Source organism: Massilia sp. METH4, from assembly GCF_037094685.1.
GTDB lineage: Bacteria > Pseudomonadota > Gammaproteobacteria > Burkholderiales > Burkholderiaceae_D > Rugamonas.
The window spans coordinates 320,856-332,416 of the sequence record NZ_CP146614.1 but is presented as its reverse complement, the minus strand read 5'-3'; the positions used below and the strand labels follow the sequence as shown (position 1 = coordinate 332,416).

Sequence of the window (11,561 nt, the reverse complement as noted above, 5' to 3'; positions counted from 1 at the left end):
GGGAGCTGGAACGCAGCTGCGATAGTCATTTTATAACATTGAAGATAACGATTTCGTATAGGGCGTGCAAAAGAAAAGGGGGCCGCAGCCCCCTTTTTGGTGTGACATGAGCCGATCAGCGCATGCCCGAGATGATCTGTTTCAGCTTGCCCGAATCGGCGCAGAACGCGCGAATGCCTTCGGCCAGCTTCTCGGTGGCCATCGCATCCTCGTTCAGCATGAAGCGGAAGGTCTTTTCGTCCACGGAGATCTTGGCCATCGCGCCGGCATTGTCGGCGGACAGCTTGCGCTCCACCGGCTCGTTGGAGTCGGCCAGCTGCTGCAGCAGCTCCGGGCTGATCGTCAGCAGGTCGCAGCCGGCCAGTTCCAGGATCTGGCCCGTGTTGCGGAAGCTGGCGCCCATCACCTCGGTCTCGTAGCCGAACTTGCGGAAGTAGTTGTAGATCTTCTTCACGGATTGCACGCCCGGGTCTTCGGCGCCCTCGTAATCGATGCCGGTCTGCTTCTTGTACCAGTCGTAGATGCGCCCAACGAACGGCGAGATCAGCTGCACGCCCGCCTCGGCGCAGGCGATCGCCTGCGGCAGCGAGAACAGCAACGTCAGGTTGCAGTGGATCATTTCCTTTTCCAGGATCTCGGCGGCCTTGATGCCTTCCCAGGTCGAGGCGATCTTGATCAGCACGCGCTCGCGGTCGAAGCCGGCGCGCTCGTACAGGTCGATCAATTCGCGGCCCTTGGCCACGTTGGCTTCCACGTCGAACGACAGGCGGGCATCGATCTCGGTCGATACGCGGCCGGAGACGACCTTCAGGATCTCGCCGCCGAAGGCGATCAGGAGCTTGTCGATCACCTCGCTGGTGGACGCGTGCGGATTGTCGCGTACCGCCTTTTCCAGCAGCGGCTTGTACTCATCCTTTTGCACCGCCTTCAGGATCAGCGAGGGGTTGGTGGTGGCGTCGCGCGGCGCATAGGCCTTGATCGACTGGAAATCGCCGGTATCGGCAACGACTTTGGTGTATTGCTTGAGCTGTTCGAGTTGATTCATGACTGGGCCAGGCGATGGGGAAAAACGCCATTGTACCGAATCGTGCCCCGGCGAATATTTTCACCACGGCGCTGTTGTAAAAATTCGGGGACAGTCCCTGTTGTAAAAAATCGGGGACTGTCCCTGTTGTAAAACCGCCAGTATTTCCAAGGGTCGGGATGGCAAGCTCAGCGAATTTTGGAAACACTCCGGCAAGTGGAGTATCCTTCGGCCACTCCGCTGATTCCCGTCCACCATGAAACACATCGCAGTCATCGGCGCCGGCGTTACCGGTGTCACCACGGCGTATGCGCTGGCGCGCCGCGGCTTTTCGGTCACAATCGTCGAGCGGCACCGCTATCCGGCCATGGAAACGTCGTATGCCAACGGCGGGCAGTTGTCTGCGTCGCACGCGGAGGCGTGGAATCACGTGGCGACGGTGCGCAAGGGCTTGAAGTGGATGACGCAGCCGGATGCGCCGCTGTTGCTGCACCCGGCGCCTACCTGGCACAAGGTGTCTTGGCTGGCGCGCTTCGTGGCGGCGATTCCCCGCTATCGCGAGAACACGGTGGCGCTGGCGCGCATGGCGGTGGCGGCGCGCGCCCACCTGTTCGCGTGGGCGGAGGAGGAGGGCATCGAGTTCGACCTGCGCCGCGAAGGCATCCTGCACCTGTATCGCGACAAGGCGGGCTTCGAGCATGCGCGGCGAGTATCGCGGCTGCTGGCCGAGGCGGGTCTGGTGCGCCAGGCCGTTACGCCATCGGAGATGCGCGCCATCGAACCGGCGCTCACGGGAACCTACTATGGCGGCTGCTATACGGACAGCGACAGCAGCGGCGACATCCACCGCTTCACCAGCGGCCTGGCGGCGGCCTGCGTGCACCGCGGCGTGCGCTTGCTGTGCGAGCACGACGTGCTGGGACTGGCGCCGTACGATGGCGGCGTCACGCTCACGCTAGGGCACGCGGGCGGTACCGACATCGGCCGCTTCGACGCCGCCGTGATCTGCGCCGGCACGGCCAGCCGCGCGCTGGGCAGGATGGCGGGCGACCGCATCGACGTCTACCCCGTCAAGGGCTACTCGATCACGGTGCACCTGGGCGACGCGGCCAGCCGGGCCGCCGCACCGACCGTCAGCCTCGTCGACGATGCGCCGAAACTGGTGGCCAGCCGCTTCGGCGCGCACCGCTTCCGCGTCGCCGGCACCGCCGAATTCGCGGGCTTCGACCGCGATATCCGCCACGACCGCATTCGCCCACTGGTCGACTGGGTGCGGCGCGAATTCCCGGGCGTGAACACGGCCGATATCAAGCCGTGGGCGGGGCTGCGGCCGATGATGCCGGACCTGCTGCCGAAAGTGGGTAAAGGAAGAGCGCCGCGCGTGTTCTACAACACGGGGCACGGGCATCTGGGGTGGACGCTGGCGGCGGCCACGGCGGAGGAGGTGGCCAGCGAAATCGGGGACGTCGTGGGGATGCCGAGGAAAACCGGTGTCGCACACCTTTTAGCGGACGTTGTCCGCTAAAAGGTTGTTCGCCACCAGGCGGCTCAGGTCTTCAGCCGATAAACGAATCGAACTGCACCTCGAACTCCTGCAGGGCTTTCTGCGCATTCTGCATCTTGCGACGGAATTCCGGCCCGCGCTGCAGCGCCAGGCCCACGGCCAGCACGTCGATCACGACGAGGTAGGCCAGCCGCGCGGAGATTGGTGTGTACGGGTCGGTGTTGAAGATCAGGTCGATCGGGATCAGCACCGTGCCCAGGTCGGCCAGCGGCGTGCCCGACGGGGCCAGCACGATCACGTCGGCGCCGCCGTCGCGCGCCAGTTGCGCGGAGCGCACCAGCGCCGGACTGTTGCCGCGCTGCGAGATCGCCACCAGCGCGTCGCCCTTGCGCAGCAGCGCCGCTGCGATGTTGTGGATGGCCGGGTCGGAATATGCCACGGTGGGCACGCCGGAGCGGAAGAATTTATGTTGTGCGTCCGCCGCCACGATGCCGGAAGTGCCCTGGCCATAGAACTCGATCTTGTTGGCCAGCGACAGGATGTCCAGCGCGCGCTGCACCGGCTCGTGGTGCAGGTTGTTGCGCAGGTCGAGCAGCGTGTTGATCGAGCGGCTGCAGATCTTGTTGATCAGGTCCGCCGCCAGATCGTCCTGCGACGGTGCCTCGTTCAGGCCGGGCAGCGCCACGGCCAGGCCCTGCGCCAGCTTCAGCTTGAACTCGTGCCAGCCGTCGTAGCCGAGCGTGCGGCAAAAGCGCACCACGGTCGGCTCGGACACCTGGGCGCTCTTGGCGAGCGCCGTGATGTTCGAGCTCACCGTGCGCGACGGGTTGTCGAGCACGGCCAGTGCCACCTTGCGCTCGGACTTCGACAGCGAATCGAGCTGGGTGCGGATGGAATCGAGAAGCATGTCAGTCTTCAGGGAGTGGTGAAGCGGGTGTTTCGCAAAGCATGCTTCGCGCCCGCGTAACGGCTCGGCCTTGCAAGGCCAAGTTCCTTGCACTTCCCATTTTCAGTCCTCCGGAAGTGCTTCTTCGCGCCACTGCAAGCCATCGCGCCCGATCAGCGCCGACGAGGCGGCCGGCCCCCACGTGCCCGACGAATAGGGCAGCGGCGCGGTGTCGTCCTGCTCCCAGTTGTTCAGGATCGGCTCGACCCATTCCCAAGCCGCTTCCAGCTCGTCGCCGCGCATGAACAACGTCAACTGGCCGCGCAGCACGTCGAGCAGCAATCGCTCGTAGGCATCCATGCGCGGCATCTTGAACGTTTCGCGGAAATCCAGTTCCAGCTCGGCCGGTTTCAGGCGCATGCCTTCCCCCGGCGTCTTGGCCATCAGGTTCATGCGCAGGCCTTCGTCGGGCTGCAGGCGGATCACCAATGAGTTGGGCTGGAAGCTCGAAGTGGGCTGCTGGAAGATCGAGTGCGGGATCTGCTTGAAGCGCACCACGATCTCGGCCAGCGAGTCGGCCATGCGCTTGCCGGTGCGCAGGTAGAACGGCACGCCGGCCCAGCGCCACGTATCGATTTCGGCCTTCATCGCCACGAAGGTCTCGGTGCGCGAGCCTTGCGGCGCGTCCGGCTCGTCGCGGTAGCTCGGCACCGGCTGGCCGTCGACGTGGCCGGCGCGGTACTGGCCGCGCACGATGTTCTGCGCCAGGGTGGTGGGCGTGAAGCGCTTCAGCGAGCGCAGCACCTGGAGCTTGGCGTCGCGCACGGCGTCCGGCGACGTCGACGCGGGCGGTTCCATCGCCACGATGCACAGCAGTTGCAGCAGGTGGTTCTGCAGCATGTCGCGCAGCGCGCCCGACGTGTCGTAGTAGCCGATGCGGTTGCCCACGCCCAGTTTCTCGGCGATGGTGATCTGCACGTCCGAAATCCATTCGCGGCGCCACAGCGGCTCGAACAGGATGTTCCCGAAGCGCAGGGCCAGCAGGTTCTGCACCGTTTCCTTGCCGAGGTAATGGTCGATCCGGTAGATCTGCGATTCGGCGAACACTTCGCCCACTTCGCGGTTGATCTGCTTGGCCGATTCCAGGTCGCGGCCCAGCGGCTTTTCCAGCACCACGCGCGACTCGGGCGTCACCAGGCCGTTTTCCTTCAGGTTGTCGCAGATCTGCGCGAACAGGGCCGGCGGCGTAGCCAGGTAGTACACGCGGGTCAGGCCCGGGTCGTTGCGCAGCGCCTCGGCCAGCCCGCCGTAGCTGGAAGGATCGGCGGCATCCACCGCCACGTAGGCGATGCGGCGCGTGAATTTTTCCCAGTTCTCCGGCGTGACCTTCGGGGTCTTGATGTGCGGGCGCGACGTCGTGTTGACCATCTCGATGAATTCTTCCGTCGTGTTCTCGTGCCGGCCCACGCAGACGATGCGGGCCGCGGGCGGCAGGTCGCCGCACACATCGCGCGAGAACATCGCGGGGAGCAGTTTGCGCATCGCGAGGTCGCCGCTGCCGCCGAACAGAACCAGGTCAAAATCGGAAAGTGCCATGATGGGATTTGTCTCGGTATTGATGGAGCGGCGCCGGGCACCGCTGAAAACTTACTACCAGAAAATGGGAATTTGACGAAAATATACTACAAATTCGTCAAGCCTGCAGCGTGGCCGGCCGTCACGGCCGATAGGCGGGCTGCACGAGCCCCGCGACCGGCACGCGCACCGACAGCACGCGGCCCGACAGCGGGTACTGCTCCAGCTCAGCCGCCGGGCGCTTGCCGGCGGTGGTGATGTACAGCGTGCGCAGGTCGTCGCCGCCGAACGCCACCATGGTGGGGCAGCGCACCGGCAGGGCAATCACGTCCAGCACCTCGCCGGAAGGCGACAGCTTGACGATGCGGCCGCCCTCGAACATCGCCACCCAGTAATTGCCCTCGCTGTCGACGGCTGCGCCGTCGGGGCGGCCGCCGTAGCCGTTCTCCTTGTCCATCGAGAACTGGCGCATCTCGCGCTGGTTCGACACCGCGCCGGTGGCCAGGTCGAAGTCGTAGCGCGTGATGCGGTGCGAGGTGGTGTCGGCATGGTACATCGTGCGGTTATCCGGGCTGAACGCCAGGCCGTTCGAGTTCGTCATGCCGCCGGACCAGGCCAGGCGTACCTCGCCCTTTTCAAGGACGTACATCTCGGCGGCCGGCTGGTCGCGCGGTTCGTAGATCGTGCCGACCCAGAAACGCCCGGCCGCATCGGGCTTGCCGTCGTTGAAGCGCGCCTTCGCGCGGTCGAACGGGGAGGGGGCGATGTCGCTCGCCGCGCCGGTGCCGGTGTCCAGGTGCACGAAGCCGGCACGGGTGGCGACGACGAGGCCGCCATTGGCGTGCGGCGCCAGCGAGGACGGCTCCGACGTCATGATCCACGACGTGTGCGCGCCGCTGCCGGGGAGCAGGCGGTGCACGGTCAACCCATCGATATCGACCCAGTACAGCGCCTTCTCGGCGGGAATCCACAGCGGGCCTTCGCCCACCTGCATGGCGCCATCGAAGGCGACCTTCACGTCATATCCGCTCATGCGACTTTCGCTCCCTTGGCCATCACGATAAGGCCATTGGTGGAACTGTCGTGCGCGGCCGGGTCGACGGCGCCTTCCAGCTCGGCCTGGATCTTCTTGGCCAGCACCTTGCCCAGTTCCACGCCCCACTGGTCGAAGCTGGCGATATCCCAGATCACGCCCTGCACGAAGGTCTTGTGCTCGTACAGCGCGATCAGCGCGCCCAGCGTAGCGGGCGTCAGCTGGTCCATCAGGATCGTGTTCGACGGGCGGTTGCCCGGGAACGTGCGGTGCGGTACCAGTTCGTCGATCTTCGCTTCCGGCAATCCCTGGGCCGTCAGCTCGGCGCGCACTTCCTCGGCCGTCTTGCCCTTCATGAAGGCTTCCGACTGGGCGAAGCAGTTCGCCAGCAACGCATCATGGTGCCCTTCCAGGTCGTGGGTCGCGCGCAGCGCGGCGATGAAGTCGATCGGCACGATGTCGGTGCCCTGGTGCAGCAGCTGGAAGTAGGCGTGCTGCGCATTGGTGCCGCATTCGCCCCACACGACCGGGCAGGTGGCCGTGTCCACCTGCTGGCCGCCGCGGGTGACGCGCTTGCCGTTGCTTTCCATGTCCAGCTGCTGCAGGTAGGCGGGGAAGCGGTTCAGGTCCTGGTGGTAGGGCGCGATGGAAAGCGACGCGGCGTCCAGGAACTCGCGGTTCCAGAAGCCGATCAAGGCCAGCAGCACCGGCATGTTCTGCTCCAGCGGGGCGGTGCGGAAGTGCTCGTCCATCGCGTGGGCGCCTTCCAGGAACGCCTGGAAGTAGCCGAAGCCCACGGCAAGCGCCACGGACAGGCCGATGGCCGACCATACCGAATAGCGGCCGCCCACCCAGTCCCAGAACGGGAACATGTTTTCCGGGTCGATGCCGAACTTCGTCACCGCTTCCGTGTTGGTGGACACGGCCACGAAGTGCCGCGCCAGGTCCTCTTCCTTGCCCTCGCACAGGAACCAGCGGCGCGCCGTCTGCGCGTTCAGCATGGTCTCGGCCGTGGTGAACGTCTTCGAAGCCACGATGAACAGCGTGGTTTCCTGGTTCAGGTTGGCCAGCGTGGCGTCCATGTCATGGCCGTCCACGTTCGAGACGAAATGCATGGAGAGGCGCGGGTGGGCGTAGGAGCGCAGCGCCAGCACGGCCATCTTCGGGCCCAGGTCGGAGCCGCCGATGCCGATGTTGACGATGTCGGTGATCGGCTTGCCGCTGTAGCCCAGCCAGCTGCCGGCGCGCACCTTGTCGGTGAAGGTCTTGATGCGGTCGAGCACCGCGTGCACGTCGGCGTTGACATCCTGGCCGTCGACGACGAGTTGCTTTCCGCGCGGCATACGCAGGGCCGTGTGCAGCACGCTGCGTTGTTCGGTAAGATTGATTTTCTCTCCAGCGAACATGGCGTCGCGCTGGCGTTCCACGCCGCGTTCGCGGGCCAGGTCCGCCAGCAATTCGAGCGTGCGCTGTGAAATGCGGTTCTTCGAATAGTCGAGGAACAGGCCGGCGGCGTCGACCGTGAAGGTGGGGAAACGCTGCGGCTCGGCGGCGAACAGGTCGCGCAGATGCCAGTCTTTCGCATCGGCGGCGTGGGATTGCAGGGCCTGGTAGGCGGCGGTAGTCGTAAGCAGTGGCTGGCGCATGGGGCTTGTGTGTCCGATTGTGTCAGTTTTGGATAGATGAACTATACAGGATCGCGAGGTAAATTCACTACCATCTGGGCGTAAAAGCGCGAAAAATATTTGTTTTTCCATCCATCCTCGGGCATTGCGCGGGCGGTTGTTTCGCTCGCAAACGAGCCAGGCAGCACGCCTCACGACTTCTGTAGTAAAATTTCGGGAATTCATCGATAAGGAAGCACAATGGCCTTGCACCCAGTCCTCGAACAAGTCACTGCGCGGATCGTCAAGCGCAGCCGTCCCTCCCGCGGCGCCTACCTGGCGCACCTCGAAGCCGCCCGCTACAAGGGCCCGCAGCGCGGCAGCCTGTCGTGCACCAACCTCGCGCACGGCTTCGCGGCCTTCCCCCAGAACGACAAGCTGGTGCTGAAGGAGGTGAAGAAACCCTCCGTGGCGATCGTTTCGTCGTATAACGACATGCTGTCGGCCCACCAGCCGTTCGAGTACTTCCCGAAGGTGATCAAGGAAGCGGTGCGCGAAGTGGGCGCGGTGGCGCAGTTCGCCGGCGGCGTGCCGGCCATGTGCGACGGCGTCACGCAGGGCCAGCCGGGCATGGAACTGTCGCTGTTCTCGCGCGACGCGATCGCGATGGGAACGGCAATCGCGCTGTCGCACAATATGTTCGATGCCGCGCTGTACCTGGGCATCTGCGACAAGATCGTGCCGGGCCTGTTGATCGGCGCGCTGCACTTCGGCCACCTGCCGGCCGTGTTCGTGCCGGGCGGCCCCATGACTTCCGGCCTGTCGAACAAGGAAAAGGCGGCCATCCGCCAGCGCTACGCGCAGGGCAAGGCCACCCGCGAGGAACTGCTGGAAGGCGAGGCGAAGTCCTACCACGGTTCCGGTACCTGTACCTTCTACGGCACCGCGAACAGCAACCAGATGCTGATGGAGGTGATGGGCCTGCACATGCCGGGTGCCGCCTTCATCACGCCGTACACGGAACTGCGCGACCAGCTGACGGTGGCCGCCGCCCAGCGCGCGGTGCAGATCTCGGACCTGGGCAACGAATACATCCCGGTGGGCCACGTGGTCGATGAAAAATCGATCGTCAACGCCATCGTGGCGTTGCTGGCCACCGGCGGTTCGACGAACCACACGCTGCACCTGCCGGCGATTGCGCGCGCGGCCGGCATCCTGATCGACTGGGACGATTTCAACGACCTCTCCGCCGTGGTGCCGCTGCTGGCGCGCATCTACCCGAACGGCGACGCCGACGTGAACCACTTCCAGGCCGCGGGCGGCCCCGGTTTCGTGATCCGCGAACTGCTCGACGCCGGCCTGCTGCACGACGATGTGACGACGATCATGGGCAAGGGTCTGCGCAACCACTGCAAGGAGCCGTTCCTGGGCGAAGGCGGCAAGGGCGTCGTGTTCAAGGACGTGCCGGCCGTTTCCGGCGACGACAAGGTGATCCGCACCGCCGCCGACCCGTTCTCGAAGGACGGCGGCATGGTGAAGGTCGAGGGCAATCTGGGCCGCGCGGTCATGAAGGTCTCCGCCGTGAAGGTCGAACATCGCACCGTGGAAGCGCCCGCGCTGGTGTTCAACTCCCAGGAAGACTTCATGGCCGACTACAAGGCCGGCAAGCTCGATCGGGACTTCGTGGCCGTGATCCGCTTCCAGGGCCCGCGCGCGAACGGCATGCCCGAACTGCACGCGCTGACTCCCGCGCTGGCGAACCTGCAGGACGCCGGCCGCAAGGTGGCACTGGTGACCGACGGCCGCATGTCCGGCGCTTCGGGCAAGGTGCCGGCGGCCATCCACGTGTCGCCCGAAGTGCTGGCCGGCGGGCCGCTGGGCCTGGTGCGCGACGGCGACATCATCGTCGTCGACGCGGCGACCGGCACGCTGGAAGCGAAGGTCGATTCGGCCACGTGGCACAGCCGCGCGCTGGCGCAGGCTGACCTGACGCCGAGCCACGTCGGCATGGGCCGCGAGCTGTTCGCCATGTTCCGCAACAACGTGTCGGCGGCGGAAGCGGGCGCGGCGACGTTCCCGCTGCCTTCGCCGATCGATACCACCGTCGAGCTGCACGGCGGTGACAACGTGGGCAATACCGTGCCCGGTTCCGATGAAGATTTCCTTGCCAAGAAAGCGTAAAGACATGAACCTGCTCGACATTATGCGTACCTCGGCCGTGATCCCCGTGATCGCGATCGACGATCCCGACCATGCCGTTCCCCTGGCAAAGGCCCTCGTGGCGGGCGGTATCCGGGTGCTGGAAGTCACGCTGCGCACGCAGCACGGCCTGGGGGCGATCCGCGCCATGAGCGAGGTGGAAGGCGCGATCGTCGGCGTGGGCACGCTCACGCAGCCGGAGGAATTTGCCGCCGCGCGCGACGCGGGCGCCGTGTTCGGCGTCTCGCCGGGCCTGACGGACGCGCTGATCGGCGCGGCCAAGTCGTCCGGCCTGCCGCTGCTGCCGGGCGTGATGACCCCTTCCGAAGTGATGAAGGCGCGCGAACAGGGCTTCAAGCAATTGAAACTGTTCCCGGCCGTGCCGGCCGGCGGCGTGGGCATGCTGAACGCGATCGGCGGCCCGCTGCCGGACGTGACGTTCTGCCCGACCGGCGGCATTTCGCAGGAAACCGCGCCGGCCTTCCTGGCGCTGAAGAACGTCGCCTGCGTGGGCGGTTCGTGGCTCACGCCGAAGGATGCGATGAAGGCGGGCGACTGGGCCCACATCACCGCGCTGGCCAAGGCGGCGAGCGCGCTGCGCGGCTGATTCTTTCCCCGTGTGGCAACATGACGGCGCCTGCGGGCGCCGTTTTCGCTGGCGCTCCGTTGGCGGCAGCGCGATTGCGGCCCGTTTGCAGCCCATGGTAGGCACGGCTAGAATCGACCGCGACCCAGGAAAGCGTTTCCCTGACCAACAGGAGCAGCAATGACCGAACCCCGCGACTTGCCCAATCCCGCCTTCACGCCGCGCGGTATTCCCACTCCCGGCTGGCGTTCGAGTACCGCCCTGCTGGTCGGCGCGGTGGCCGCCGCGGCGCTGGTCGTGCTGGCGCTGTTCTACTGGCGCCAGCAATCCGACCCGGCGTTCGCGCCGGGGCCGCTCGGCGTGCGCTATGGCGTGCAATTGCAGAACGGGCAGATGTTCTACGGCCTGCTGCGCGAAGTAGGGCCGCGTCACCTGCAACTGGACGACGTGTATTACGTGCAGGCGTTCACCACGCCGGACGGCAGGCAGGGCAACCGTGTCGTCAGCCGCCAGAAGAACGACTGGCATGGCCCGCAGTCGATGACGATCCCGCTCGACAGGATCCTCACCATCGAACAGGTCGGTGGCGCTTCGCAACTGGCGAAGCTGATCGAACAGGACAAGCAGGCGCGCTGACGTGTCTCATGGTGGCGCTGACGGCACCTTTCCTTGCGCCCGATCAGGGCGCTTTCTCGCCAGGTTCGTAGACTCGGGACTTTATTATTTCCGCTGAGCATTTGCACGAGGTGGCGCGAGCCTCCATGGCGCAGATGGTTCCGCGGTTTTCCCGAAAGGACCTGCGATGCACGCCACTGTTGTCTTTACGCGCCGCCACGGCCGGCTCGCCCTTCTGATTCTCGCGCTGGGTACCGCCCTGTTGGCTGGCCTGGCCTGGGGCGCCCGGGCTTGGCTGTTCATGGTGCCCGCGCTGTTCATGCTCGGCCGGTCGTATGGCTCAGAGGGGAGCACTGAGGTGTCCGGCCAGGCCCAGTATGGCGTGGGTGCCGCGCTCGCCGGCTTCACGCCGCGCGGCCGCCGCTGACCGCATTCCCGGCCTGTCCACGACAATGTGGCAGTGCGGTTACATTTTTAGCATAATTTTTTCATAATACTGTCCTGTTGAATGTATGATAATGCGCTCGCCGAATGG

At 65.5% G+C, this 11,561-nt stretch carries 10 protein-coding genes; 5 read left to right on the top strand and 5 right to left on the bottom strand.

Annotation, left to right across the window (positions count from 1 at the left end):
- Positions 1–115: 115 nt before the first annotated feature.
- On the bottom strand, positions 116–1,045 hold the full coding sequence (gene tal, locus V6Z91_RS01550) for a transaldolase (protein ID WP_338765715.1): 930 nt from the start codon (positions 1,043–1,045) through the stop codon (positions 116–118).
- Positions 1,046–1,280: 235 nt separating this feature from the next.
- Between tal and V6Z91_RS01545 the strand changes: the two genes are divergently transcribed.
- Positions 1,281–2,549, top strand: a complete 1,269-nt coding sequence (locus V6Z91_RS01545; protein ID WP_338765713.1) for a D-amino acid dehydrogenase — start codon at positions 1,281–1,283, stop codon at positions 2,547–2,549.
- A gap of 31 nt (positions 2,550–2,580) precedes the next feature.
- Here V6Z91_RS01545 and V6Z91_RS01540 read toward each other — a convergent pair whose 3' ends face one another.
- From V6Z91_RS01540 to pgi, 4 genes are all read right to left on the bottom strand, one after another.
- Entirely contained in the window at positions 2,581–3,435 is an 855-nt protein-coding gene (locus V6Z91_RS01540; protein WP_130187991.1) for an SIS domain-containing protein, read from the bottom strand.
- Positions 3,436–3,537: 102 nt separating this feature from the next.
- Complete coding sequence (gene zwf, locus V6Z91_RS01535) at positions 3,538–5,010, bottom strand: glucose-6-phosphate dehydrogenase (RefSeq protein WP_338765707.1); 1,473 nt, start codon at positions 5,008–5,010, stop codon at positions 3,538–3,540.
- 121 nt (positions 5,011–5,131) lie between these two features.
- Positions 5,132–6,022: an SMP-30/gluconolactonase/LRE family protein gene (locus tag V6Z91_RS01530; RefSeq protein ID WP_338765704.1), complete on the bottom strand. Its 891-nt coding sequence runs from the start codon at positions 6,020–6,022 to the stop codon at positions 5,132–5,134.
- Positions 6,019–7,668: a glucose-6-phosphate isomerase gene (gene pgi / locus V6Z91_RS01525; protein WP_338765702.1), complete on the bottom strand. Its 1,650-nt coding sequence runs from the start codon at positions 7,666–7,668 to the stop codon at positions 6,019–6,021. Before pgi ends, V6Z91_RS01530 begins: the two co-directional genes overlap by 4 nt.
- 219 nt (positions 7,669–7,887) lie before the next feature.
- On the opposite strand from pgi, the gene edd reads away from it, so the two are divergent.
- From edd to V6Z91_RS01505, 4 genes are all read left to right on the top strand, one after another.
- Complete coding sequence (gene edd, locus V6Z91_RS01520; protein WP_338765700.1) at positions 7,888–9,807, top strand: phosphogluconate dehydratase; 1,920 nt, start codon at positions 7,888–7,890, stop codon at positions 9,805–9,807.
- Positions 9,808–9,811: 4 nt separating this feature from the next.
- Complete coding sequence (eda, locus tag V6Z91_RS01515; protein WP_338765698.1) at positions 9,812–10,432, top strand: bifunctional 4-hydroxy-2-oxoglutarate aldolase/2-dehydro-3-deoxy-phosphogluconate aldolase; 621 nt, start codon at positions 9,812–9,814, stop codon at positions 10,430–10,432.
- Positions 10,433–10,591: 159 nt separating this feature from the next.
- Positions 10,592–11,047: a hypothetical protein gene (locus V6Z91_RS01510; RefSeq protein ID WP_338765696.1), complete on the top strand. Its 456-nt coding sequence runs from the start codon at positions 10,592–10,594 to the stop codon at positions 11,045–11,047.
- 166 nt (positions 11,048–11,213) lie between these two features.
- Entirely contained in the window at positions 11,214–11,453 is a 240-nt protein-coding gene (locus V6Z91_RS01505) for a hypothetical protein (protein ID WP_338765694.1), read from the top strand.
- Positions 11,454–11,561 lie beyond the last annotated feature (108 nt).

Excerpts from the sequence above, each read along its gene's own strand:
- tal (WP_338765715.1), bottom strand. The coding sequence starts at position 1,045 with ATGAATCAACTCGAACAGCTCAAGCAATACACCAAAGTCGTTGCCGAT.
- eda (WP_338765698.1), top strand. The coding sequence starts at position 9,812 with ATGAACCTGCTCGACATTATGCGTACCTCGGCCGTGATCCCCGTGATC.
- V6Z91_RS01530 (WP_338765704.1), bottom strand. The coding sequence starts at position 6,022 with ATGAGCGGATATGACGTGAAGGTCGCCTTCGATGGCGCCATGCAGGTG.
- zwf (WP_338765707.1), bottom strand. The coding sequence starts at position 5,010 with ATGGCACTTTCCGATTTTGACCTGGTTCTGTTCGGCGGCAGCGGCGAC.
- edd (WP_338765700.1), top strand. The coding sequence starts at position 7,888 with ATGGCCTTGCACCCAGTCCTCGAACAAGTCACTGCGCGGATCGTCAAG.
- V6Z91_RS01510 (WP_338765696.1), top strand. The coding sequence starts at position 10,592 with ATGACCGAACCCCGCGACTTGCCCAATCCCGCCTTCACGCCGCGCGGT.
- V6Z91_RS01540 (WP_130187991.1), bottom strand. The coding sequence starts at position 3,435 with ATGCTTCTCGATTCCATCCGCACCCAGCTCGATTCGCTGTCGAAGTCC.
- V6Z91_RS01505 (WP_338765694.1), top strand. The coding sequence starts at position 11,214 with ATGCACGCCACTGTTGTCTTTACGCGCCGCCACGGCCGGCTCGCCCTT.
- pgi (WP_338765702.1), bottom strand. The coding sequence starts at position 7,668 with ATGCGCCAGCCACTGCTTACGACTACCGCCGCCTACCAGGCCCTGCAA.
- V6Z91_RS01545 (WP_338765713.1), top strand. The coding sequence starts at position 1,281 with ATGAAACACATCGCAGTCATCGGCGCCGGCGTTACCGGTGTCACCACG.